Origin of the sequence: Bacillus sp. FSL M7-0307 (assembly GCF_038627835.1) — a bacterium.
In the GTDB taxonomy this organism is placed as follows: Bacteria; Bacillota; Bacilli; order Bacillales; family Bacillaceae; genus Bacillus; species Bacillus altitudinis.
This window is the reverse complement of the sequence record NZ_CP152023.1, coordinates 2,520,097-2,545,629: the sequence shown is the minus strand read 5'-3', so window position 1 is coordinate 2,545,629 and position 25,533 is coordinate 2,520,097. Positions and strand designations below refer to the sequence as shown.

The 25,533-nt window shown below is 42.6% G+C and carries 26 protein-coding genes and 1 riboswitch; of the genes, 24 read left to right on the top strand and 2 right to left on the bottom strand.

Annotated features, from left to right (window positions below):
• Window positions 1–4: 4 nt before the first annotated feature.
• The 11 genes from MHI41_RS13010 (at window position 5) to MHI41_RS12960 (ending at window position 11,862) form a co-directional block, all read left to right on the top strand.
• On the top strand, window positions 5–409 hold the full coding sequence (locus tag MHI41_RS13010; protein WP_008345990.1) for a DUF350 domain-containing protein: 405 nt from the start codon (window positions 5–7) through the stop codon (window positions 407–409).
• A gap of 162 nt (window positions 410–571) precedes the next feature.
• Window positions 572–1,027: an Imm63 family immunity protein gene (locus tag MHI41_RS13005; RefSeq protein ID WP_317327736.1), complete on the top strand. Its 456-nt coding sequence runs from the start codon at window positions 572–574 to the stop codon at window positions 1,025–1,027.
• A gap of 100 nt (window positions 1,028–1,127) precedes the next feature.
• Window positions 1,128–2,837, top strand: a complete 1,710-nt coding sequence (locus MHI41_RS13000) for an AMP-binding protein (RefSeq protein ID WP_008345988.1) — start codon at window positions 1,128–1,130, stop codon at window positions 2,835–2,837.
• A gap of 174 nt (window positions 2,838–3,011) precedes the next feature.
• Window positions 3,012–3,596, top strand: coding sequence for a TetR/AcrR family transcriptional regulator (locus MHI41_RS12995; RefSeq protein ID WP_017358246.1), 585 nt, complete (start codon window positions 3,012–3,014; stop codon window positions 3,594–3,596).
• 25 nt (window positions 3,597–3,621) lie between these two features.
• Window positions 3,622–4,401 carry an enoyl-CoA hydratase gene (locus tag MHI41_RS12990; protein ID WP_008345984.1) on the top strand — a complete coding sequence of 260 codons (780 nt, stop codon included), beginning with the start codon at window positions 3,622–3,624 and terminating at the stop codon, window positions 4,399–4,401.
• Between the two features lie 31 nt (window positions 4,402–4,432).
• Entirely contained in the window at window positions 4,433–5,206 is a 774-nt protein-coding gene (locus tag MHI41_RS12985) for an electron transfer flavoprotein subunit beta/FixA family protein (protein ID WP_007501632.1), read from the top strand.
• Between the two features lie 44 nt (window positions 5,207–5,250).
• Window positions 5,251–6,228, top strand: coding sequence for an electron transfer flavoprotein subunit alpha/FixB family protein (locus tag MHI41_RS12980; RefSeq protein WP_041092509.1), 978 nt, complete (start codon window positions 5,251–5,253; stop codon window positions 6,226–6,228).
• Between the two features lie 75 nt (window positions 6,229–6,303).
• Entirely contained in the window at window positions 6,304–7,782 is a 1,479-nt protein-coding gene (locus MHI41_RS12975) for an alpha-N-arabinofuranosidase (protein WP_057079226.1), read from the top strand.
• A 246-nt stretch (window positions 7,783–8,028) separates the two neighbouring features.
• A complete protein-coding gene (gene trxA / locus MHI41_RS12970) occupies window positions 8,029–8,343 on the top strand; it encodes a thioredoxin (RefSeq protein ID WP_057079227.1) in 315 nt (104 codons plus the stop codon).
• Window positions 8,344–8,483: 140 nt separating this feature from the next.
• Window positions 8,484–10,256, top strand: coding sequence for an excinuclease ABC subunit UvrC (gene uvrC, locus MHI41_RS12965; RefSeq protein ID WP_007501627.1), 1,773 nt, complete (start codon window positions 8,484–8,486; stop codon window positions 10,254–10,256).
• Between the two features lie 61 nt (window positions 10,257–10,317).
• Window positions 10,318–10,495, top strand: a riboswitch (Lysine riboswitch).
• A 131-nt stretch (window positions 10,496–10,626) separates the two neighbouring features.
• A complete protein-coding gene (locus MHI41_RS12960; protein WP_202734303.1) occupies window positions 10,627–11,862 on the top strand; it encodes an aspartate kinase in 1,236 nt (411 codons plus the stop codon).
• A gap of 168 nt (window positions 11,863–12,030) precedes the next feature.
• On the opposite strand, the gene MHI41_RS12955 is transcribed toward MHI41_RS12960, so the two are convergent.
• Complete coding sequence (locus MHI41_RS12955) at window positions 12,031–12,474, bottom strand: YslB family protein (RefSeq protein WP_008345974.1); 444 nt, start codon at window positions 12,472–12,474, stop codon at window positions 12,031–12,033.
• A gap of 283 nt (window positions 12,475–12,757) precedes the next feature.
• Between MHI41_RS12955 and MHI41_RS12950 the strand changes: the two genes are divergently transcribed.
• The 5 genes from MHI41_RS12950 to MHI41_RS12930 all read left to right on the top strand — a co-directional run bounded on the left by MHI41_RS12950 (window position 12,758) and on the right by MHI41_RS12930 (window position 17,300).
• A complete protein-coding gene (locus MHI41_RS12950; protein WP_007501622.1) occupies window positions 12,758–13,366 on the top strand; it encodes a succinate dehydrogenase cytochrome b558 subunit in 609 nt (202 codons plus the stop codon).
• A 37-nt stretch (window positions 13,367–13,403) separates the two neighbouring features.
• Complete coding sequence (sdhA, locus tag MHI41_RS12945) at window positions 13,404–15,164, top strand: succinate dehydrogenase flavoprotein subunit (RefSeq protein WP_008345971.1); 1,761 nt, start codon at window positions 13,404–13,406, stop codon at window positions 15,162–15,164.
• Window position 15,165: 1 nt separating this feature from the next.
• Entirely contained in the window at window positions 15,166–15,930 is a 765-nt protein-coding gene (sdhB, locus tag MHI41_RS12940) for a succinate dehydrogenase iron-sulfur subunit (protein WP_072367454.1), read from the top strand.
• A 123-nt stretch (window positions 15,931–16,053) separates the two neighbouring features.
• A complete protein-coding gene (locus tag MHI41_RS12935; RefSeq protein WP_007501614.1) occupies window positions 16,054–16,512 on the top strand; it encodes a thioesterase family protein in 459 nt (152 codons plus the stop codon).
• A gap of 71 nt (window positions 16,513–16,583) precedes the next feature.
• Window positions 16,584–17,300 carry a biotin--[acetyl-CoA-carboxylase] ligase gene (locus tag MHI41_RS12930; RefSeq protein WP_282833766.1) on the top strand — a complete coding sequence of 239 codons (717 nt, stop codon included), beginning with the start codon at window positions 16,584–16,586 and terminating at the stop codon, window positions 17,298–17,300.
• A gap of 123 nt (window positions 17,301–17,423) precedes the next feature.
• Here MHI41_RS12930 and MHI41_RS12925 read toward each other — a convergent pair whose 3' ends face one another.
• On the bottom strand, window positions 17,424–18,554 hold the full coding sequence (locus tag MHI41_RS12925; RefSeq protein ID WP_282833767.1) for a PrpF domain-containing protein: 1,131 nt from the start codon (window positions 18,552–18,554) through the stop codon (window positions 17,424–17,426).
• A 135-nt stretch (window positions 18,555–18,689) separates the two neighbouring features.
• Between MHI41_RS12925 and MHI41_RS12920 the strand changes: the two genes are divergently transcribed.
• The 8 genes from MHI41_RS12920 to MHI41_RS12885 all read left to right on the top strand — a co-directional run bounded on the left by MHI41_RS12920 (window position 18,690) and on the right by MHI41_RS12885 (window position 25,525).
• Window positions 18,690–19,550: a LysR family transcriptional regulator gene (locus tag MHI41_RS12920; RefSeq protein WP_007501609.1), complete on the top strand. Its 861-nt coding sequence runs from the start codon at window positions 18,690–18,692 to the stop codon at window positions 19,548–19,550.
• A gap of 155 nt (window positions 19,551–19,705) precedes the next feature.
• Window positions 19,706–21,022, top strand: a complete 1,317-nt coding sequence (locus MHI41_RS12915) for a citrate:proton symporter (protein ID WP_017358236.1) — start codon at window positions 19,706–19,708, stop codon at window positions 21,020–21,022.
• 206 nt (window positions 21,023–21,228) lie between these two features.
• Window positions 21,229–21,453, top strand: coding sequence for a spore germination transcription factor GerE (gerE, locus tag MHI41_RS12910; RefSeq protein ID WP_003184172.1), 225 nt, complete (start codon window positions 21,229–21,231; stop codon window positions 21,451–21,453).
• A 149-nt stretch (window positions 21,454–21,602) separates the two neighbouring features.
• The gene (locus MHI41_RS12905) at window positions 21,603–22,043 is read left to right on the top strand and encodes a MarR family transcriptional regulator (protein ID WP_007501606.1); all 441 of its coding nucleotides are present in this window, start codon (window positions 21,603–21,605) and stop codon (window positions 22,041–22,043) included.
• Window positions 22,044–22,050: 7 nt separating this feature from the next.
• Window positions 22,051–22,869, top strand: a complete 819-nt coding sequence (racE, locus tag MHI41_RS12900) for a glutamate racemase (protein WP_273542933.1) — start codon at window positions 22,051–22,053, stop codon at window positions 22,867–22,869.
• Between the two features lie 101 nt (window positions 22,870–22,970).
• Window positions 22,971–24,032 (top strand): GerMN domain-containing protein, encoded by a 1,062-nt coding sequence (locus MHI41_RS12895; RefSeq protein WP_035701809.1) that lies wholly within the window; start codon window positions 22,971–22,973, stop codon window positions 24,030–24,032.
• A 151-nt stretch (window positions 24,033–24,183) separates the two neighbouring features.
• The gene (rph, locus tag MHI41_RS12890) at window positions 24,184–24,912 is read left to right on the top strand and encodes a ribonuclease PH (protein WP_342494238.1); all 729 of its coding nucleotides are present in this window, start codon (window positions 24,184–24,186) and stop codon (window positions 24,910–24,912) included.
• A 10-nt stretch (window positions 24,913–24,922) separates the two neighbouring features.
• A complete protein-coding gene (locus MHI41_RS12885; RefSeq protein ID WP_202734306.1) occupies window positions 24,923–25,525 on the top strand; it encodes an XTP/dITP diphosphatase in 603 nt (200 codons plus the stop codon).
• The last annotated feature ends 8 nt before the right edge of the window (window positions 25,526–25,533 follow it).

Genomic DNA, 25,533 nt, shown 5'->3' with positions numbered 1-25,533 from the left:
ACGCATGAAAGCCTTTTGGGAAAATGAACTTGTGGAAATTGCCGCCTATTACAGCGTGGCCGTCCTATGTCTTGTCTTATTTCTTACCATATTTGAACTCGTGACCTCCTATAAAAACTGGGAAGAGATTCAGCGGGGGAACTTAGCTGTTGCTATGGCAACCGGCGGGAAGATTTTTGGGATTGCCAATGTCTTTCAGCATTCCATCGCTCAGCACAACTCCCTTCTTCAAATGATCGGATGGGGCGTATACGGCTTTGTGATGCTGCTTGTCAGCTATTTCATTTTTGAATTTTTAACACCACGATTTAAAGTAGACAAAGAGATTGAGAATGATAATAGAGCGGTCGGGTTTATTTCACTCATTATTTCTGTTGGGCTGTCTTATGTAGTAGCAGCCGGCATTTAAGGAGACGACATGGAAAAACTAGCCAAAGTATTAATTGTAGTTGCCTGCACTTTTGCGGTTATTGGTGCCGTTTACATGTTCCTGTAAAATGAAGAATACATTCTTGAAAGCTGTCAGGGAAAACCTTGACAGCTTTTCACTCATCAAAGGCGGCGAATCAGAATGAATCAAATCTTGCAAAAAGACGAACTCATAAAGCGCATTGACACTTGTCTCAAAAAGACATCTCTTCCCCAAGACATATATGAACCGTATATTGCACGTCCTTTTCAAACGACTGTTTTTTTTGATGATTTGAGTCCATATATCGACATTGATCCATCCGGCTATATTCTTATTCAATATGAACGAGGGATTAAAGTGCTTCATAAAAGAACAAAAGAGGCGGATGAAGTCGTTTATTGGATTTTAGAAGACACCATCTTTCTAACTGTGTATCTAGACATGATGAGACAATATCAAGTGGACAACATCCAAACACATTTACCTAATGACCCTAGTATCCATAAACAGATTGTGGAGAGAGTCCATGAGTCATTTCGTGCGATCGGTGGATTATACGAAAAGTGGCATCATGAAGGGAAAAGAGCCTCTATAGAAACACCGGCGAAAAAATGAAGATGTGCCATAGAACGAGCTCGATTTGAAAAAAGCAAACTGCCATAAGGAAAAGTTTGCTATAATAAAATAGTACGAAAGTTCAGGAAGGAGGGTTTTTATGCAGTCAGATAAACGATGGCTTCTGCATTACCCGAATCAAATTCCCCACGAACTCACCATCCCAAATGAAACATTGCAATCTTACTTATTCAGCTCCGCAGAGGCAGCACCTGAGCATACAGCCATTCATTTTTTAGGAAAAAACATCACCTACCAGCAGTTACAAGAAGATGCGCTGAAATTAGCCAGTCACTTGATTGACATCGGTGTCAAAAAAGGCGACAGAGTAGCGATTATGCTGCCAAACTGCCCGCAATCGGTGATTTCTTATTATGCGGTTTTAATAGCAGGCGGCATTGTCGTTCAAACCAATCCGCTTTATACGGAGAAAGAACTGGAATATCAAATGGAGGACAGCGGCTCTAAGGTGCTGATCACTCTCGATCTACTGTATCCAAAGGCCTATAAAATGAAAGCGCTGACAAGTATGGAACATTTGATCATCACAAAATTACAAGATTACTTGCCATTTCCGAAAAACATATTGTTTCCGATCGTCCAGCGAAGGAAAAACAACATGGTCATCCAAGTGGAGAAGAGTGATTCCATTCATCATTTCTCACAGATCATGAAAGAGTCGTCAGGAGAACAGATTCCGCAAATATCCTTTCAACCGAAAGAGGATGTCGCAGTTTTGCAATATACAGGCGGAACGACCGGTTTACCAAAAGGGGTCATGCTCACACACGAAAATATAGTAGCCAATACAGAAATGTGTGCATCCTGGATGTATAAAACGAACCGTGGAAAAGAGCGGATTCTTGGGATCATTCCGTTCTTTCATGTATACGGCATGACGACCGTGCTAAACCTTGCAGTCAAAGAAGGTCATCAAATGATTCTTCTTCCGCGTTTTGATGCAGCGGATGCCTTGAAGACCATTGAAAAACAGAAACCGACGCTGTTCCCAGGAGCACCAACGATGTATATTGCCCTGCTTCATCATCCGAATATTGAAAAGTATGACCTATCATCCATCACGGCATGCTTAAGCGGATCGGCTGCTCTTCCTGTTGAAGTCAAACAGAGCTTTGAAAAATTAACAGGAGGAAGGCTGGTAGAAGGGTATGGACTTTCTGAAACTTCTCCTGTCACTCATGCCAATTTCTTATGGGGAGCGAACAAAATAGGAAGTATCGGGTGCCCTTGGCCGAATACAGATGCCGGTATTTATTGTGAAGAAACGGGTGGACTCAAAGCGCCATATGAGCACGGAGAGATTATCGTCAAAGGTCCTCAAATCATGAAAGGGTACTGGAATCAGCCGGATGAGACAGCGGCAGTGTTAAGAGACGGCTGGTTTTTCACAGGAGACATTGGGTATATGGATGAGGATGGTTTTTTCTATATCGTCGACCGGAAAAAGGATGTCATCATCGCGAGCGGCTATAATATTTACCCAAGAGAGGTTGAAGAAGCCCTTTATGAGCATGAGCTTGTACAAGAAGTTGTTGTGGCGGGTATTCCTGATCCGTATAGAGGGGAAACAGTAAAAGCCTTTGTTGTCCCGAAGAAGGATGCCTATGTAACAGAGGATGAACTGGATCGTTTTGTTAGAACAAGAATTGCCTCATTTAAAGTGCCGCGTGTCTACGAATTTAAGGAATCACTGCCTAAAACGGCTGTAGGAAAAATCTTGCGCAGAGTGTTAATTGAAGAAGAAAAAAGAAAGCAATCATCTTCAACAGAAGAACCAGTCGATCAATGAGAGAATGAACCAGCATCATCCGGTCAAGCGGCCGGATGATTTGAATTGTACGTGTCTGCTCTGGTATGCTAAAGGTTGAAAAGAAAGAAGAACATCACTTGACAAATCACTCGTTTCTTTTTAACATAAAGTTATGAATGAATGCTCATTCAATTTAGAAAGGGACGAAGCACATTGAAGCAGAAAAGACCGAAGTACATGCAAATTATTGATGCAGCCGTTGTGGTGATTGCAGAGAACGGCTACCATCAATCACAAGTTTCAAAGATTGCCAAACAAGCAGGAGTAGCAGACGGAACCATTTATCTCTATTTTAAAAACAAAGAGGATATTTTGATCTCGTTGTTTAAAGAAAAAATGGGACAATTCATCGAACGGATGGAAACAGATATTCAAAAGAAACCGTCTGCCAAAGAAAAGCTTCTTCTCCTCATTCGAGAACACTTTCGCCTGCTATCGCAAGACCATCATTTGGCCCTTGTGACACAGCTTGAACTCAGGCAGTCAAACCTTGAACTGCGCCAAAAAATCAATGAGGTGCTGAAAGGGTATTTAAATATGCTCGACTCCATTTTAACCGAGGGAAAGAAGACAGGAGAATTTAGACAAAATCTAGATGTCCGCTTAGCGAGACAAATGGTATTTGGGACGATTGATGAAACCGCTACAACATGGGTCATGAATGATCAAAAGTATGACCTGCCTGCACTCGCAGAAAGTGTACATGATCTTCTCTTAAACGGAATACATCAATCTTAAAGACAATTGAAAAAGGATGATTGACATGGAAAAAATACTTAGCTTACACCAAGACGAACAGACAGCACTCATCACGATTCAACACCCACCTGCAAATGCCTTATCCTCTCAGCTTCTCACTGAACTCAACGACATGTTTGATCAGCTTGAACAAAACAGTGAAGTGAGAGCAATTGTCATTCATGGAGAAGGTAGATTTTTCTCAGCAGGCGCTGATATTAAAGAATTTACGACCTTGCAGGAAGAGTCTGATTATGCCAGCCTTGCAGACAGAGGACAGCAAGTATTTGAACGAATTGAACAATGTCCAAAACCGGTGATTGCTTCCATTCACGGGGCAGCATTAGGCGGCGGGCTTGAGCTGGCGATGTCGTGTGATATTCGAATCGCCACAAAAGATGCAAAGCTGGGACTGCCGGAATTAAATCTCGGTATTATCCCAGGATTCGGCGGAACGCAGCGCCTGCCTCGCTACGTTGGATCAGCTAAAGCACTTGAAATGATGGGAACAGCTGAGCCGATTACAGGAGAAGAAGCATTTGCCTGCGGACTTGTTTCAAAACTTGCGGAAACAGAGGAAGAAGCGCTGGAAACAGCGAAAACATTGGCGGCGAAATTTGCAGCGAAAAGCCCTAAAACGCTTGAGTATGTGCTTGAGTTATTGAATGCGACAAAAGTGTACTCATATGATGGCGGAATGAAGCTGGAAGCCAAAAAATTTGGTGAAGTGTTCCAGTCGAATGATGCCAAAGAAGGCATCCAAGCTTTTATTGAAAAGCGTAAACCGAATTTTAAAGGGGAATAAGGGATTAGTACGACACAAGGGGGAGAAATGAATGAATATTTTTGTTTTAATGAAGCGTACGTTTGACACGGAAGAGAAAATCTCTATTCAGTCTGGTGCTATTCAAGAAGATGGGGCAGAGTTCATTATTAATCCTTATGATGAGTACGCAATTGAAGAAGCGATTCAGCTTCGGGATGAGCACGGGGGAGAAGTAACGGTCGTGACAGTTGGCAATGAAGATGCGGAGAAACAGCTTAGAACAGCACTTGCAATGGGCTGCGATCAAGCCGTTTTATTAAATGTTGAAGATGATTTGGAGGAGTGGGATCAATTTTCCGCTTCTACGATTCTATATCACTATTTCAAGGATAAAGAAGCTTCCTTGATCTTAGCAGGGAATGTAGCGATTGACGGCGGGTCTGGACAGGTGGCCCCGCGTCTTGCTGAATTACTCGGCTTTCCATATGTCACAACCATTACAAGTATTCAAATCGACGGCGGCTCAGCTTCAATTGAACGAGATGCAGAGGGTGATGTGGAAGTGATTTCTGCCGAGCTCCCGCTAGTGGTCACCGCGCAGCAAGGTCTCAATGAGCCTCGTTATCCATCGTTACCAGGAATCATGAAGGCAAAGAAAAAGCCTTTAGAAGAATTAGAATTAGACGATTTAGATCTAGATGAAGACGATGTGCCATTTAAAATCAAAACAATCGAACGTTTCTTACCGGAGAAAAAAGAGGGTGGCAAGGTGTTGAGCGGCGAGCTTCAGGATCAGGTCAAGGAACTGACAGACCTGCTAAGAAATGAAGCAAAAGTCATCTAAACATCCACTTTACGATATCACGAGAACAAGGGGGAGCTTATAGGATGAGTAAAAAAGTTGTTGTACTTGGAGAAAGTCGTGACGGTAAATTAAGAAATGTGACATTTGAAGCGATTGCTGCCGCTCACGAGGTGGCTGATGGCGGTGAAGTAATTGGCGTTTTAATAGGGGATCACGTCAAAGACCAAGCGGATGAACTGCTTTATTATGGAGCGGATCATGTGATGCTCGTCGAGCACCCGCATCTTTCTTATTATACGTCTGATGGTTTTGCGCAGGCGCTTCAGGCAATATTAGATCAAGTCAATCCTGATGCAGTGCTCTTCGGTCATACATCGATCGGAAAAGACTTGTCACCCAAAATAGCTGCGCGCCTGCAAACAGGCTTAATTTCAGATGCAATAGATGTAAGCGTTACCGGTGAACACCTTGTTTTCACTAGACCGATTTATTCAGGAAAAGCTTTTGAAAAAGTCATTTCAACAGATCGTCTGCTTTTGGCTACTATCCGCCCAAACAACGTGGCACCGCTGGAGCGTGATGCGTCACGCAGCGGAGAAGTGACGCCAGTTTCTGTCGATATTCAAAACCTAAGAACAATCGTGAAGGAAGTCATTAAAAAAACATCAGAAGGTGTAGATTTATCTGAAGCGAAGGTCATTGTCGCCGGAGGCAGGGGGGTCAAGAGCAAAGAAGGCTTTGAACCGCTGAAAGAACTTGCCCAAACGCTTGGCGCAGCAGTCGGTGCCTCGCGTGGTGCATGTGACGCTGACTACTGCGATTATGCCCTGCAAATTGGTCAAACCGGTAAAGTCGTTACACCTGACCTTTATATTGCCTGCGGAATTTCAGGAGCTATTCAGCATTTAGCCGGTATGTCCAACAGTAAAGTTATTGTTGCGATCAACAAAGACCCTGAAGCTGAAATCTTCAAAATTGCCGATTACGGAATTGTCGGTGACTTATTCGAAGTCGTTCCGCTTTTAAATGAAGAGTTAAAAAAGATGAATATCCATTCTTAACGCTCATACACTCAGAATGCCTAGGTATTCTGGGTTTTTTTGTATGTCATCACGAAACAAAGGAGCGGTTTACAAGTGAATGGGACAGTAAAAGTCAATGAAGTGATTGGACGCATTTCTAAACACATCTATGGACACTTTCAAGAGCATTTAGGAAGAGGAATTTATGACGGAATTTGGGTAGGGAGAGATTCAGAGATTGATCATGTTGAAGGGATTCGTACTGATGTGCTAAAGGCCCTTCAAGCATTACATATCCCGGTGCTTAGGTGGCCGGGTGGCTGTTTTGCAGACGAGTATCACTGGGCAAATGGTGTAGGTGATCTGAGTGAACGAAAGCCGATGGTAAACACCCATTGGGGTGGTACGGTTGAATCCAATGCATTTGGTACGCATGAATTTATGGCATTATGTGAGCTGCTTGAATGTGAGCCATACATTTGCGGCAATGTGGGAAGCGGGTCTGTTCAAGAATTAGCCGATTGGGTCGAATACATGACATTTCCAAAAGGGACACCTATGTCAGACTGGCGCATTAAAAACGGAAAACAAGAACCTTGGAAGCTGACCTATGTTGGTGTAGGCAATGAAAGCTGGGGCTGCGGCGGGAATATGACGCCTGAATACTACGCAGATTTATATAAACGCTATCAAACGTACGTAAGAGAGTTTGCAGGGCAGCGTATTTACAAAATCGCCTGCGGCGCGAACTCTAATGACGTGAATTGGACGAAAGTATTGATGGAGCGGGCTGCACCGTGGATGGATGGGCTCAGTTTACATTATTACACGGTACCTGGTACATGGGAGAAGAAAGGATCAGCGACTGAATTCGATGAGGATGAATGGTTTATCACGCTGAAAAAGGCCTTTGAGATGGAACGGCTTGTCGAAGACCATGGAGAAATCATGGATCGTTATGACCCAGACAAGCGAATCGGGATGATTATTGATGAATGGGGGACATGGTATGATCCAGAGCCTGGTACAAATCCTGGGTTTTTGTACCAGCAAAACACATTAAGAGATGCCCTTGTGTCCGCTCTCCATTTTCATATTTTTCATCGCCATTGCGAGCGGATTCACATGGCAAATATCGCTCAGACAGTCAATGTGCTGCAAGCGATGGTACTAACAAAGGACGAAAAGATGCTTCTGACGCCTACGTATCATGTATTTCACATGTTTCAAGTGCATCAAGAGGAAGAAGCGCTTGAAGTGGAGTTCGTTTCACCGCCGTATGAACGAAGAGGTGAAAAAATTCCTCAGGTCAGTGTGTCAGCCTCGCGTTCATCAGATAAGATGCATATCAGCTACTGTCATCTGAATCCGCATGAACAAAGAGAGATATCCCTTGCCATTGAAGGGATTGATGAACAAACGAAAGTCACTGGACGTGTGCTGACGGCTGATCGCATGAATGCGCATAATACATTCGATGATCCTCATTCTGTTCAGCCAAAAGACTTTCAGCAAATGACTGTAAAGCCCGGCGAATTAACGGTAGAGCTGCCGCCAATGTCAGTGGTCATGATAACTATAGACCTCACTTAATTGCATATTTCGATGTTTGATGAGAAGAATGTTGGGGCATCATACATTGTAAATGAAGCGGAAAGGGAGTCATGTCATATGCTTAGAACCATTCTGATGATCATTGGTGCGATTGTTGTTATTGGTGCGATTATACGGTTTGTTTTTTAATTCATTTCATAAAAAATGATTCGTAAGCATTTCATTCGCAAGTCACATTGGTAGATGCTATACTAAAAAGCATAATTTACATTGGAGGAATGAATAATGGCAATCGTAAAAGCTACTGACGCAACATTTTCACAAGAAACTGCAGACGGTGTTGTTCTTGCAGACTTTTGGGCACCTTGGTGCGGACCTTGTAAAATGATTGCTCCAGTTCTTGAAGAACTTGATCAAGAAATGGGCGATAAAATGAAAATTGTTAAAATTGATGTGGATGATAACCAAGAAACTGCTGGTAAATACGGCGTTATGAGTATCCCAACACTTCTTGTTTTAAAAGACGGTGAAGTCGTCGAAACGTCTGTTGGTTTCAAACCAAAAGAAGCACTAGCTGAGCTTGTAAACAAACATCTATAAACCGATCTATGCCCGCGTGGCATGATCTCAAAAAGCGGTTCTCGTATAGTCGAGAGCCGCTTTTCTTTCATCGTGGTATAAAACAAATGTTCGTGATACACTAGAAGGAGTGAAAGCGGAAAACAAGGACGGATGAAAATATGAACAAATTGATCAAAGAAAAGCTGTCAGTCTTACCTGATCAACCAGGCTGTTACTTAATGAAAGATAGACAAAATACGATCATTTATGTGGGAAAGGCAAAGGTATTAAAAAATAGGGTCCGCTCTTATTTTACAGGATCTCATGATGCCAAAACGCAGCGGCTTGTCAGTGAAATCGAAGACTTTGAATACATTGTCACCTCTTCAAATATTGAGGCACTTATTTTAGAGCTGAATTTAATCAAAAAATATGACCCAAAATACAATGTCATGCTCAAGGATGACAAAACGTACCCTTTTATTAAAATTACGAATGAACGTCACCCTAAGCTGATTGTCACTCGCAATGTGAAAAAGGATAAAGGGAAATACTTCGGTCCATATCCGAACGTACAAGCAGCAAGAGAAACGAAAAAGCTGCTCGACCGTTTATATCCACTTAGAAAATGTGCGACACTCCCTGACCGAGTCTGTCTTTATTATCATCTTGGACAATGTCTTGCTCCGTGTGTGTATGACATTTCTGAAGAAACGAATAAGCAGCTCGTCGATGAAATCACAAGATTTCTAAACGGAGGTCATCAGCAAATCAAGAAAGAATTAACAGAGAAGATGCAAGAAGCGGCCGAACAATTAGAATTTGAGCGGGCAAAAGAGCTGAGAGATCAAATCGCATACATTGACTCAACGATGGAAAAGCAAAAGATGACGATGAGTGACTTATCCGATCGCGATGTATTTGCCTATGCTTATGATAAGGGTTGGATGTGTGTCCAAGTCTTCTTCATCAGACAGGGGAAATTAATCGAACGTGATGTCAGCCTATTTCCGATGTATCAAGACCCTGAGGAAGAATTTCTCACGTTTATGGGGCAGTTTTATGAAAAGAACAACCACTTTTTGCCGAAGGAAATTTTGGTGCCAGACAGCGTCGATCAAGAGATGATTGAGCAATTGCTTGAAACGAATGTTCATCAGCCGAAAAAAGGAAAGAAGAAGGATTTGCTTTTACTTGCCCACCAAAATGCCAAAATTGCTCTCAAAGAAAAGTTCTCGCTTATAGAGCGTGATGAAGAACGGACAATTGGTGCAGTGAAGCAGCTTGGAGATGCACTCAATATTTATATGCCATACCGGATTGAGGCTTTTGATAACTCCAATATCCAAGGAGCAGACCCCGTTTCCGCTATGGTTGTCTTCCAAGACGGGAAGCCGTATAAAAAGGAATACCGAAAATACAAAATTAAAACCGTTGAGGGGCCTGATGATTATGCTTCCATGCGTGAAGTCATTAGAAGGCGGTATACCCGTGTGTTAAAAGATGAACTGCCGCTTCCTGACTTGATTTTAATCGATGGAGGAAAAGGACAAATCAACGCAGCCATAGATGTGCTCGAAAATGAATTAAATCTGTCTGTTCCTGTGGCAGGTCTTGTGAAAGATGAAAAACACAGGACATCGAATCTGATGATGGGTGATACGCTTGAAATTGTTGCGCTGGAACGGAATAGTCAGGCCTTTTATTTATTGCAGCGTATTCAAGATGAAGTGCACCGATTTGCGATTAGTTTTCACCGGCAGCTGCGCGGGAAGAATGCTTTTCAGTCTATTCTAGACGATGTCCCAGGTATCGGAGAAAAGCGTAAAAAGCAGTTGCTTAAACATTTTGGCTCTGTGAAAAAGATGAAAGAAGCCTCTATCCAGGATTTTCAGGACGCTGGTATTCCGAAACAAACGGCTGAACTTTTAATGGAGGCATTAAAAAAATAGATTGTACTTTTTCCAAAAGTCTGTTAAGATGTGACTAATTTAATAAATGAACGTGTTGTTTGTTGAAGATAGAGGTGCGAACTTCAAGAGTAAGCCTTCAGAGATCGAGGGGATCTAGGAAGAGGGCTGAAAGGGGAGCGTCGCCGAAGTGAATAAAATCCACTCATTTTATTCGCTGGCTGTACATTGAAGAAATGTAGGGCTGTCAAGAATGTATTTCTTGGAGGGCTATCTCATTGTTTGCATCGTTTGATGATGATTTTAAAGCAATGGGAGATTTGTTCTCTCATTGCTTTTTTATTTGCAGTGCAGAGAGCAATCTCCGCAGCCTCTTCTCTCACACGTGATCTTTTGAAAAAGGGTGGTAGACATGGGACTAATTGTACAAAAATTTGGTGGAACATCTGTTGGATCGACAGAAAAAATTCGCAATGTCGCAGAGAGAGTCATCGCTGAACGCGAAGCAGGAAATGATGTGGTCGTGGTTGTGTCTGCGATGGGCAAATCAACGGATGTTCTAGTAGACCTAGCGAAAGAACTCACAAATGATCCAAGCAAAAGAGAAATGGATATGCTACTGACAACTGGTGAGCAGGTGACCATTTCATTATTAGCGATGGCGCTCCAAGCAAAAGGCTATGATGCCATTTCCTTTACAGGCTGGCAAGCTGGGATGAAAACAGAGAAGGTACACGGAAATGCAAGAATCGTGGACATCGATGAAGCAAGAATCCAAGAAGAACTGAGTGCGGGAAAAGTCGTCGTTGTAGCAGGTTTCCAAGGAATTGCGGATGATCTACATATTACAACACTTGGGCGTGGTGGATCAGATACGACAGCAGTGGCACTAGCTGCGGCACTCAAAGCGGACAAATGTGATATTTATACGGACGTACCAGGTGTGTTTACAACAGATCCTCGTTATGTGCCGTCTGCGCGAAAACTTGCAGGAATTTCATATGATGAAATGCTTGAGTTAGCCAATTTAGGAGCAGGTGTGCTGCATCCGAGAGCGGTCGAATTTGCGAAAAATTATCAAATCCCACTAGAAGTCCGTTCTAGTATTGAAAATGAATCGGGTACGTTAATTGAGGAGGAATCATCCATGGAACAAAATTTAGTTGTAAGAGGCATTGCATTTGAAGATCAGATGACACGCGTGACGGTATGTGGCCTTTCAAGCGGTTTAACAACGCTATCGACGATTTTTACGACACTTGCAAAGCAAAATATCAATGTTGATATCATCATTCAGTCTGTCACAAGCACCAATCAAACGTCGATCTCTTTCTCTGTCAAAACGGATGATTTGTCCAAAACAGTTGAAGTATTAGAAGAATATAAAGGGGCGCTTGGCTACGAGCAGATTGAGACAGAAAGCAAATTAGCGAAAGTATCCATCGTGGGATCTGGTATGGTTTCAAACCCAGGCGTTGCGGCTGAAATGTTCGCTGTGTTAGCTCAAAAAGACATTCAAGTGAAAATGGTCAGTACGTCTGAGATTAAAGTCTCAACAGTCGTTGATCGTGAAGATATGGTAAAAGCTGTAGAAGCCCTTCATGATGCGTTTGAATTATCAAAAGTGAGCGCAGCTGCTCATTCTTAAATCTTCAAAAGAGGTGCATCTCATAAAAAGATACACCTCTTTTTTATATTGGAAATCATCAGCATATGAAGAAAGAAAAACATGCGTAAACCGGTACGCCAACTGTGCTATGATAGAAGGGCATATAAAAAAGGCGTGACACGAAGTCCTCGCCTTTCAGAAGCAGTGTTAGCTAGGGTCTCTTAAATCCCATTTAACGGTCAAAATGACTTTATCAGCACGCTTTTTTACTTGTTCATAGGATTCAGCCACATGCTCATTGAGCAGCTGAATCTGTTCAGCGATAAAACCTGCTTCCATTTGAAAGCATGGCTCCTTTTGATAGCTGAGTCGATTCGATACAAGTGGACCTTCGAGCTCAAACTCAATTTCCTGTTTTTTAGAATGGACCATCGTGAGAGTTCCCCATCCGGCATCATGGAAAAATTCGGGGATCTTCTCCCATGACTCTTGAGGAAATTTACGAGCAAGTAGCTTACCCGCAAAATACATCATAGATGAATGATCCTGACCAAGAATGTCAGGCAGCAGAACTTCGCGTATCAGCTCGTAGGCAAATCCATTGACTTCAATTTCTTTTAGCTGTTCTAAGTTAGATTCGAATTTATTCATTGTATGGCTCCCCTCTTTCAACAATTTATTATAGCTTATGTGGGCATATGATGACAGAGTTTTCCCTGAAGTCTAAGAAATTCTTATTGTAGTAAAACGAATTTTGATTTAAAACTTTTAAATTTCGGAAAATTTTAATTTATGTACGCGGTTTCTTGACGCTTTTTTGACATAGGAGTAAAATGAAATTGTCAATAAATTTGAATAAAGTGCTTACAATTGAAAGAAGCGGGGGTAAGACAATTTTCAAGCAATTGCACTTTTTTTACTAGGGGGTAAAGTAATGTCGGGGAACAAAGAATTTTTTTATCGGAGATTGCATTCTTTGCTTGGCGTCATTCCGGTCGGTCTATTTTTAGTACAGCACTTAGTGATTAACCACTTTGCGACGAATGGACCAGAGGCGTTTAACAAAGCTGCACACTTTATGGAACAGCTTCCATTCAGATATGCACTTGAGCTGTTCGTGATTTTCTTACCACTGATCTATCATGCTGTTTATGGGGTGTACATAGCCTTTACGGCACAAAACAACACGTCTCGCTTCAGTTACTTAAGAAACTGGTTGTTCAGACTGCAACGGATTACAGGTATCATCACATTGATTTTTGTCACTTGGCACGTATGGGAAACACGCATTCAAGCGCAGCTTGGTGCTGAAGTAAACTATGACATGATGGCGAATATTTTAAGCTCTCCATTTATGCTAGGTTTCTATATTGTCGGCGTTTTATCTACTATTTTCCACTTTGCTAATGGCTTGTGGTCATTTGCTGTCAGCTGGGGAATTACAGTTTCACCACGCTCACAAAGAATCTCCACATATGTGACATTAGGTATATTTATAGCGCTTTCATATGTAGGGCTAAGAGCAATTTTCGCTTTTGTTTAAGAGGAAATAGATTAGTAGAAGAGGGAGAGGGGCTACAATGAGTAATTCTAGCATCATCGTTGTCGGAGGCGGCTTAGCTGGTCTCATGGCAACTATCAAAGCAGCAGAAGCGGGAACAGCTGTTAAACTATTTTCAATCGTACCTGTAAAACGTTCGCATTCTGTTTGTGCACAGGGCGGAATTAACGGAGCGGTCAATACAAAAGGTGAAGGAGATTCACCTTACGAGCATTTTGATGACACGGTATATGGCGGAGACTTTTTAGCTAACCAGCCGCCAGTAAAGGCAATGTGTGAAGCAGCGCCGTCCATTATCCACTTACTTGATCGTATGGGTGTAATGTTTAACAGAACACCAGAAGGATTACTGGACTTCCGCCGTTTCGGGGGAACACAGCACCACCGTACAGCATTTGCTGGTGCGACAACAGGTCAGCAGTTATTATATGCACTAGATGAGCAGGTTCGCCGCTATGAAGTAGCGGGGCTTGTGACGAAATATGAAGGCTGGGAATTCCTTGGCGCTGTCTTAGATGACGAAGAAGTATGCCGAGGCATTGTCGCACAGAACTTGACGACAATGGAAATCGAATCCTTCCGTTCAGATGCTGTCATCATGGCAACAGGCGGCCCTGGTATCGTATTCGGTAAATCAACGAACTCCATGATTAATACCGGATCAGCTGCATCGATCGTTTATCAGCAAGGTGCTCATTATGCTAATGGAGAATTCATTCAAATTCACCCAACAGCGATCCCAGGAGATGACAAGCTGCGTCTCATGAGTGAATCAGCTCGTGGTGAAGGTGGACGTGTTTGGACATATAAAGACGGAAAACCTTGGTACTTCCTTGAAGAAAAGTACCCAGCATACGGGAACCTTGTACCGCGTGACATTGCAACGCGTGAAATTTTCGACGTATGTGTGGAGCAAAAGCTTGGCATCAACGGAGAGAACATGGTGTACCTAGATCTTTCTCACAAAGATCCAAAAGAGCTTGATATTAAGCTTGGTGGAATCATTGAAATCTATGAAAAATTCATGGGTGATGACCCGCGTAAGCTTCCGATGAAAATTTTCCCGGCTGTTCATTATTCAATGGGCGGATTGTGGGTTGATTATGATCAAATGACGAATATCAAAGGCTTGTTTGCTGCAGGAGAATGTGATTACTCTATGCACGGCGGAAACAGACTTGGTGCAAACTCATTGCTTTCTGCGATTTACGGTGGAATGGTTGCTGGACCAAATGCTGTGAAATACATTAGCGGTCTTGAAAAGTCTGCAGAAGATTTATCATCTGCAACATTCGACAGTGCCGTGAAGAAAGAGCAGGAGAAATGGGACAACATCCTTAGCATGGATGGCACAGAAAATGCATATGTGCTTCATAAAGAGCTTGGAGAATGGATGACGGACAACGTGACAGTGGTTCGTTACAACGAGAAGCTCTTAAAAACAGATCAGAAGATTGAAGAACTGATGGAGCGCTATAAGCATATTAACATCAACGATACAGCTTCATGGAGCAACCAAGGCGCTGCCTTCACGCGTCAGCTTGACAACATGCTTCAGTTGGCACGCGTCATTACGATTGGGGCTTACAACCGGAATGAAAGCCGAGGCGCACACTATAAACCGGAATTCCCAGAAAGAAACGATGAAGAATTCCTAAAAACAACGATGGCTACGTTCAAAGGGAAAAACCAAAAACCTGCATTCCACTATGAGGACGTCGATGTATCGTTAATTGCACCTCGTAAACGAGATTACTCGAAGAAAAAGGTGGAGAAATAAGATGAGTGAAAAAAACACGATTCAATTTATTATCACACGTCAAGATACAGCAGATGGCAAGCCTTATGATGAGGAATTCGAAATCCCTTACCGTCCGAATATGAACGTCATTTCTGCACTCATGGAAATCAGACGTAACCCGGTCAATAAAAAAGGTGAAAAAACAACGGCGATCAACTGGGACATGAACTGTCTTGAAGAAGTATGCGGCGCTTGTTCCATGGTCATTAATGGAAAGCCTCGCCAGTCATGTACAGCACTGATTGACAAGCTAGAGCAGCCGATTCGTCTTCAGCCAATGAAAACGTTCCCGGTTGTGAGAGACTTGCAGGTTGATCGAAGCCGCATGTTCAATTCATTGAAAAAAGTCAAAGCATGGGTGCCGATCGATGGCACATATGATCTTGGACCTGGACCAAGAATGCCTGAGAAAAAGCGTCAATGGGCGTATGAGCTTTCGAAGTGTATGACATGTGGTGTCTGCCTTGAAGCTTGTCCAAACGTGAATGATAAGTCTTCCTTTATGGGCCCTGCACCACTGTCACAAGTTCGTTTATTTAACGCACATCCGACAGGTGCAATGAATAAGTCTGACCGTTTAGAAGAAATTATGGGTGATGGCGGTCTTGCAAACTGTGGGAACTCTCAAAACTGTGTGCAGGCTTGTCCGAAAGGAATCCCGCTCACAACATCAATTGCAGCACTTAACCGAGATACAACATTACAAGCTTTCCGTAACTTCTTCGGAAGCGATCACGCAGAATAACATCACATTCAGTCCTCCTTGCCAATCATGATGAGTGTTTACAAGAGGCTGGATGCAAAAACATAACAAACGCCTCTTCCAATACGGGAGAGGCGTTTTGATTGCGAATAAGGAGTGAATCAAATGAGGCTGCCGTCATATATTGAAGAACCGTTTGAAGAGTGGAGGGCATCGTTTCGATTTTATGTGGAAACAACCGTCCGTTTTTCAGAAACGGATATGTTTGGTCACATGAACAATGTCACCCCGTTTGTGTATTTTGAAGAGGCGCGGATTGCCTTCTTTCAAAAAACGGGAATTGTAGATAAACGAATGAAGCGCGCGAGAGAGACGATTACGGTCGTGGCAAACCTTCAATGTGATTACATCAAGCAAGTGGAGATCGGTGAGAGGCTGCGTGTGTATGTAAAGCCGGAAAAGGTTGGATCAAGCTCTCTCATCCTTCATTATTTAGGAGAAAATGAGCAGCAAGAACCGTGTTTTACAGGCTCTGTTACGATGGTGCAAATAAGTAAAGACACCGGTGCCCCTGTGCCGTTTACAGAAGAGGAAAAAGAAACTTTTCAAGCCCAGCGACATTAAAGAATCACGGGTAGATGCTTCATTTTGTTATAATAAAAAAATCAGATGAAGAAGAAACAAAAGGAGATCACATGAAGATTTTTCAATACGACACCATTGATAGTACAAATAATGAAGCGAAAAGGCTTATTCAGCAAGGAGAAATACTTTCATTTGCCGTATATGCCCGGCAGCAGACAGCAGGGAGAGGCAGGCTTGGCAGACCGTGGGAAACGCCTACAGGGAATGTGGCTGTCACAATGACAGTAAAACCGCCAGTAGATATCTCCACCCAATCAACGATTGCCCCGCTGACGGCACTCGCCATTTATGATGTACTCAAACCACTTATGAGAGCAGAGGATCAGCTGGCAATCAAATGGCCAAATGATCTATTGATTAATGAAGCGAAAGTATCTGGCACATTAATTGAAGCAGACCGCAGCGCCATTTACATCGGTGTGGGCATCAATGTAGAAACAAAGCCGGAGCACGTTCCGTATAAAACCATTTGCCTATCAGAACTCACTGAGGTGAAAGCGGACCAGCTAGTGAAAGATTTGGCAGCTGCCTTTGAAAAATACCATGCACGCTGGCAAATGGAAGGATTTGAAGCCCTCACTGCCCTTTATAACAAACGATTATATCGGCTGAATCAACCGCTTCGTATTTCATTAGATCGTGAAAAGCAAACATGGCAGGAAGGGATTTGCTGTGGTGTGAACCGTTATGGTCATATTCAGTTAAAAGATGATCAAGGCCATATAAAAGCCCATTCAGCAGGAGATATTGATGCACCGCCCAAGTAGCCCAATTTTTCGTTCGATTATTCGGTGTTAGAACGGAGTTGCTTTAAGATCTTCACACTGAAAAAAAGACAAAGAGCTAAAATCAGTTCATTTTAGCTCTTTGTCGACAAGATGACGTCTCATTTATGCTTCTCTTTTTATTTGAGGTTGAACCATGTAGTCTTTTTTTGTAAAGACCACTCCATCTAGGATTTCTCTTGCGGTTCGAATGACTTTCACTCTGTTTTGTGAGATATCAATTTCAGTTTGCATAATACCAGCAGGATGACCAATTCGAAGTGTATCATCTTGACCTTGAAACAGCTGTGCCGGAAGCGTTTGATCCATGAAACAGCTGGCTGACACACAGACAGATCCGGTGATGGCAAGTGCTTGGTGCGGTCTTTGCATCGATAGCATCCGAACGATGATGTCCATATCTGCTGCTCTTCTCAATATTCCATTTGTATCTACATAATCAGCAGGCTCGCTGATGATCGCAAGCTTTGGAACAGCAGGAGACTGTAATGTGGCCAGTTCTTTTGGTGCGAAGTGACACATTTCAGCAGCGATGGAACGAATCTCTTCTAAATCATCCAGCAATTCGTCTGTAAACTCCTCAGGCAATTCAGTTCCTTTTAATTGAATATCTTTGGCACGGACAAAGGCGATTGGATTTGCAATGTCAACGATTGAGATCGGAATCTCTCCAAACTTTGTCTGGATCGTATCCATTTTGTTTCCAGTCGGAAAGGTTTTACCTGTGACAGCGCCTTCAGGTTTCTCAAAGGATAAATAAATGGGAGAACCTGTTCCTTTCACTCCTGGAATTTCTGCCTGTCCTTCAAATTTTACTTCTCCATTCTCGACTTCTACCTCTGCCACAATGATTTTATTCGTGTTGGTATTCAGAATACTTACTGTTGTGACAGGCTCAACTGCTTGGACAAGTCCTTTAATGATGGCATACGGTCCAACTGCTGATGAGATATTCCCACAGTTTCCTTTAAAGTCGACAAACCTTTCATTGATGCTGACTTGTGCAAACGTATAGTTCACATCCACATCTGGACGAGTGGCTTTATCGATAATGGCCACCTTACTTGTTAAAGAATTACCGCCCCCGATTCCATCAACTTGCAGCCGGTCAGGGCTGCCCATAATGTCTAATAGAAATGCTTCGAGCTCATCGTGTTCGTAAGGTGCATCATTTGCTTGAATGAAGACCCCTTTGCTTGTACCGCCTCGCATGATTGTGATTGGAACTTTTCTCATTGCTCTCACCCTCAATTGTTTAGTTACTATTTATCTAATCAAAATGGTAAAGTATAATAAGAAATAAGTTAAATACATTATTTTAAGAGAAACCGATAAAATATTTTTATAACAAGGTCAAAAGGAGGGCACACAATGGATGAGAAAGATTGGCGGTTTTTAAAGGTGCTATATGAAGAGAAGAACATCACAAAAGCGGCAGAAAAATTATTTGTATCGCAGCCTGCCTTAAGTTATCGATTGAAACAGCTTGAAGAGGAATTTGACATGAAGCTTTTCTTTAAAAGAAAGCGAGGCATTGAATTTACATCAGAGGGCGAATACTTGGCTAAATACGCAAATGACATGCTCAAGCAGCTCCAGCAAACGAAAGATGGCATGCTCAATATGCAAAAAAAGGTCAAAGGAACGATCAGGTTAGGGGTTTCGAGTAACTTTGCTCAATATAAACTGCCGGAAATTTTAAGAGAGTTTTCTAAGCAGTATCCACATGTTCAGTTTATGGTGAACACAGGATGGAGCACAAAAGTCATGGATTTATTAGGTACATCAAGTGTACATTTAGGCATTTTAAGAGGAGATTACGACTGGAATGGAGAGCGATTTTTGCTTGATAAAGAACGCCTTTGTATTATTTCAAAATCAGAAATACAGCTAAAGGACCTCCCGAAGCTGCCGCTCATTGACTATCACACGGATAGTTCATTAAAACGATTGATTAACAGATGGTGGCAGGAGACATTCACGATGCCTCCGCTTGTGACAATGGAGACAGACAGGCAAGATACATCAAAAGAAATGGTGAAGCATGGTTTAGGTTATGCCATTGTCCCGGAAATTTGCCTCAGACCAAGTGATGAGCTATTTGTAAAAGGTCTTTCGTATAAAGATGGACAGCCTGTTTTAAGAGATACATGGCTCATGTACCAGCCGGATTCGCTTCATTTGTCTGTTGTGAAAGCATTCATTGAGTTTTTAAGAAGTCAGCAAGGCTAATTATAAAAAAAATTTATTGAATAGACGAAAAAATCGATATTTTCATTATAAAAAAAGCTATTATATCCTTGAAATAGAAAGCGCTAACATTTCGGGCCGCAAGTGCAAAAGGGGCGCTTGTGGATCGTGTAAAGAAGAGGATGGAGGGATATGAAGTGCTAGCTATTTTAGGGATCTTGATGGTCGTGACTTTTACATTTCTTATTATGACAAAACGTATGCATCCGGTGGTGGCTCTAACCGTTGTGCCAATCATCTTTGCATTAATCGGTGGATTTTACAGCGGATTAGGGGACATGATGCTTGATGGACTCAAGACCGTTGCACCATCTGCTGCTTTATTGTTATTTGCCATCTTATTCTTCGGTGTCATGCTGGATGCTGGATTGTTTGACCCATTGATCAAACTGATTTTACGTCTTGTGAAAGGCGATCCGGTCAAAATTGCTTTTGGGGTAGCGATTTTGTCTATGCTTGTTGCATTAGATGGTGATGGGACGACAACGTACATGATTACCGTATCAGCTATGCTGCCACTTTTCTTAAGAATTGGGATGAACCCACTGATTTTAGGGACGATTTCATTATTATCACTAGGCATTATGAGCGGAATGACGCCTTGGGGCGGTCCAGCTACTCGTGCGATTGCTGCACTTGGTTTAGATGCAGCGGAATTCTTCATTCCATTACTCCCGACGATGATAGGGGGCGGTCTTTTTATCCTTTTTACAGCGTATGTTCTTGGAAAAAAAGAACGGAAGCGCATTGGGGTTGCCGAGATTCAGTATAAAGAAGAGGTCTCGATCTCTCCTGAATTGGCGGCATCAATTGAAGATGGCGTTGCAGATATGAAGAGACCAAACCTGATTTGGGTCAACTTCTTCCTGACGATTGCTGTCATGGTCACACTTGTATTGGATATCGTACCGATTCCTGTACTCTTTCTCATTGGCTTTGTCATTGCGCTTATGATCAACTATCCAAAAGTTGAAGATCAGCGTGAGCGGATTTTATCGCATGCAGGAAATGCTTTAACGGTCATTACCCTTGTGTTTGCAGCAGGAATTTTCACAGGCATTTTTTCGGGAACAAAAATGGTGGAGTCCATTGCTAACTTGGTCATTTACATGATTCCAGATTCATACAGCTCATTTTTTCCACTCATTGTCGCTTTGACGAGTATGCCATTTACATTTGTTCTTTCAAATGATGCGTATTATTTCGGGGTGCTGCCAATCTTAGCTGAAGCCGGCGCAGCTTACGGAATTGATCCAGTAGAAATTGCGCGCGCCTCTATTATCGGACAGCCTGTCCATTTACTGAGTCCGCTTGTGGCTTCCACATTACTACTTGTGAGTATGCTGAATAAAGATATCGGTGATTTGCAAAAGTACGCACTGTTATGGACCGTACTCACAGCCCTGTTTACAACACTTATTGCTCTTTTAACAGGAGCCATTTCGATATTTTAAAAGCTTGTTTGATAAAGGACGATGTCTCTATAGGGGACTCGTCCTTTTTTGTGCGGTTTGAAGGGGAGGAAATTGGACGCTCATCTACGGGAATTCTCGATTTTAACGTCACCTACCTCAAGTACCCGGCATATGATATCTCGACTATACAGAATCCCATTCTATAGAGACTAGAGCTCTCACCTTAGCAAGGAGGGTTACAATACTTGAAGGAGAAAGAGTTTCAATCCAAGCCGCTATTAACCAAAAGAGAAAGAGAAGTATTCGAATTGCTCGTCCAAGATAAAACAACAAAAGAAATTGCAAGCGAGCTTTTTATTAGCGAAAAGACTGTTCGAAATCATATTTCGAATGCCATGCAAAAGCTAGGAGTCAAAGGTCGTTCACAGGCCGTAGTCGAGCTTCTGCGTATGGGTGAGCTAGAGCTCTAACGTCAGCCGGTTTTCCTTCCGCACCAGGGAGGAGCCGGTTATTTCTATATCGTTTCCATGAGTCTCTTCTTGCAATTTCATTGAAAAACGAGGAAAATAGGAATGTACGTTTTAATCAAAGTGAGATGCTATAGTGAGGTATCAATGAAATGGAAACGAATGAGTCAGGCCATGTTGCAGAAATTGAAAAATCATTGCGCCATATTGCTGCAATCATTAAGCAAAAAGGTAGAGAAATTCTGAATCAATATACGATTACACCTCCTCAATTTGTAGGGCTTCAGTGGCTTTATGAATTCGGAGATATGACAATAGGTGAGCTATCACAAAAGATGTATTTGGCTTGCAGCACGACAACCGATTTAATTGATCGAATGGAAAAAAGTGAACTTGTTGAACGGGTGAAAGATCCGTCTGACCGCCGCGTGGTTCGCATTCATTTATTGCCTGAAGGTGAGCGGATCATTCAAGAAGTGATTGTCAAACGCCAAGAATACGTCAGTGAACTTCTAGGGGCTTTCTCTGAAGAAGAAGCCATCGTTTTCAACCAATCTTTAACGAAACTACAGCAGCAAATGAAAAGAAAATGAGGCGATTTTGTTGGATCAACCAATCGGCGTGATTGATTCCGGCGTAGGCGGTTTAACCGTTGCGAAGGAAATCATGAGACAACTGCCAAAAGAAAAGATTATTTATGTAGGCGACACAAAACGATGTCCATACGGCCCTCGAGCAGAAGAAGAGGTTCTTCAATATACATGGGAAATGGCGCACTACCTATTAAGACATCACCATATTAAAATGCTAGTCATTGCGTGTAACACTGCGACGGCGATAGCACTTGATGAAATTAAAGCAACACTTGATATCCCGGTCATTGGCGTGATCCAGCCCGGAGCCCGCACAGCGATCAAGGTCACAAACAATCAGCATATTGGTGTCATCGGCACAGCCAATACGATCAAAAGTGAAGCCTATAAAGAAGCACTGCTTTCTTTAAAAGCAGGACTAACTGTTCAAAGTCTGGCATGTCCAATGCTGGTGCCGTTTGTGGAAAGCGGTACGTTTTTAGATCATACAGCAGATGAAGTCGTAAAAGCTTCTCTTGAACCGATGAAAGAAAAAGGCATTGATACGCTCATTCTTGGTTGCACGCACTACCCGATTTTAAAAGAACCGATTCAGCGCTTTATGGGCAGTGGCGTCAACATCATTTCTTCAGGAGACGAAACAGCGAGAGAAGCGAGCACAATTCTTTCATATAAAGGGCTGTTAAATGATTCGCAGGAAGAGCCTGTTCATACTTTTTATACAACAGGGGAGCAGCAAAACTTTCAAAATATCGCTCAAGACTGGTTCGGCTACCTGCCAGGGAAGGTCGAAACGGTTTCGCTTGAACACGTATATCAGCAATAACCTACTTCTCATGGAAGTGGGTTATTTTTTTATGAAAAGGGTCTAATCCTCTGAGGGAGCTCGTATACATACTAGTACAAACCACTAGAGGAGGGTGAAGTATGCTGAAAAAAGGAACTACAGCAGCTGTTACGTGTATTGCGTCAGCCATGCTTTTATCAGGATGCGGATTGTTTCAAACAGACCAAGCGAAAACAGAGATTGATCCACCACAAAATGTCACGTTTGTGAAAGAAAATAAAGAAGAGAAACAAACAGCGAAAGAAGGAAAAGAAGAGAAGCAAGCAGATACCGTCATGAGAGAATTATATTTAATTGATAAAAATGGGTATGTTGTGTCTCAATCCATTCCGCTGCCGAAAAATGAAGGAAGTGCGAAACAAACACTTGAATACCTCGTAGACGGGGGACCGATTTCTAACCTGATGCCAAATGGATTCAGAGCCGTGCTGCCGGCGGACACGAGCGTATCTGTCGATATTAAAGATGGCACCGCGGTTGTTGATTTCTCAAATGAATTCAAAAACTATAAAAAAGAAGACGAACAGCGCATTTTGCAATCAGTCACTTGGACATTAACGCAGTTTGATTCGGTAGCGAAAGTCAAATTAAAGATGAATGGCCATGAATTAAAAGAGATGCCTGTGAATGGGACACCGATTTCAGATGATTTAAGCAGAGAGGACGGCATTAATATTCAGCACGAGGCTGCGGCTGATATGACATCGACAAAGCCTGTGACCGTCTACTATTTAGCTGAATCTGACAAACAGACGTACTATGTCCCGGTGACCAAAAGAGCACCAAAAGACGATGATGATCCAATTACAGCAGCCATTGATGAGCTCGTCTCTGGGCCAAGCAAAACAAGCCAATTGCTGACAGACTTTGATCAAGATGTGAAGCTGAATGATGTCCCGAAAGTAAAAGACGGTCATGTGACACTAGATTTCAATGAATCCATTTTTGGCAGTGCAGATGAAAAGAAAAAGGTCATTTCACAAAAAGTTCTTGATAGCATTGTGCTGACATTAACAGAGCTGCCAGATGTGAAAAGCGTGTCAGTGAAGGTAAACGGAAAGGCAGAGCTTGTGAACGAAAAAGGAACAGAACTCACAAAGCCAGTTTCAAGACCAGAACAAGTGAATACAGGTAGTTTTTAACGTCACACATTGATATAATGGAGAAAAAGAGGCATGCACATTCGCTGCCTCTTTTTTATTCCAAGCGATTAGAACGGATCGAGGTTGTCAAAGTTAATAGGAGAACCACGCTGACACCCGCGCGGAATGTATATTGTAACGGAGGTAAAACATGAGATTAGATGAAAGACAATACGACGAATTAAGAACAATTGAAATACAGGCAGGCTACATTACGCATCCAGAAGGCTCTGTCTTAATCTCAGCGGGAAATACGAAGGTGATTTGTAACGCATCTATCGAGGACCGCGTACCTCCTTTTTTAAGAGGAGAAGGAAAAGGCTGGATTACAGCAGAATATAGCATGCTTCCAAGAGCAACGGCTCAAAGAACGATAAGAGAATCATCTAAAGGAAAAGTCACAGGACGTACAATGGAAATCCAGCGTTTAATTGGACGAGCTCTGCGCGCAGTCGTTGACTTAGAAAAGCTTGGTGAACGCACCATTTGGATTGATTGTGATGTCATTCAAGCAGACGGCGGCACACGCACAGCATCTATTACAGGTGCATTTGTGGCCATGACACTAGCGATTCAAAAGCTTCAATCAGAAGGCGTTTTGAAAGAAAATCCGATCACTGATTATTTAGCCGCGATATCCGTCGGAATTGATTCTAAACAGGGACTTCTGTTAGATTTAAATTATGAAGAAGATTCTTCAGCTGAAGTGGATATGAATGTCATCATGACAGGTGCTGGACGCTTTGTTGAACTTCAAGGCACCGGCGAAGAAGCGACATTCTCAAGAGAACAACTAAACGGACTGCTTGATTTAGCCGAAAAAGGCATCAAAGAATTAATTGAAAAGCAAAAAGCAGTGACAGGAGAAGTTACCGAATAAAGAGAAGGGTTTGATCAGGATGAAAACTGCCATCATCGCAACGCACAATGCGGGCAAAGCGAGAGAATTCAAAGCCATTCTTGAGCCAAAAGGATTCACGGTCAAAACACTAGCGGACATCGGATTTACGGAAGAGATTGAAGAAACAGGACATACCTTTGAAGAAAATGCGATCATCAAAGCCGAGGCCATTCAAGCCAAAGCAGGTGAAATGGTGATTGCAGACGACTCGGGTCTGTCGATTGATTACCTTGGCGGAAAGCCTGGAGTCTATTCAGCGAGGTATGCGGGCGAGCATAAAGACGATGCTGAGAACGTGGAAAAGGTGCTAAATGAGCTGCAAGGCATTGAAAAAGAAGACCGCACTGCTAGATTTAGATGTGCCCTGGCTGTCAGTATACCGGGCAAAGAGACTCAAACGGTAGAAGGATCAGTAGAAGGCTTTATCGCAGAAGAACCGATCGGCGAAAACGGCTTCGGATACGACCCGATTTTCATCGTCAAAGACAAAGACCAGACGATGGCCGAGTTATCACCAGAGGAAAAAAACAAGATCAGCCATCGAGCGGTCGCGCTTCAAAAGCTTTCATCACTGCTAGACGCAAATGAATAAGGGGGAAT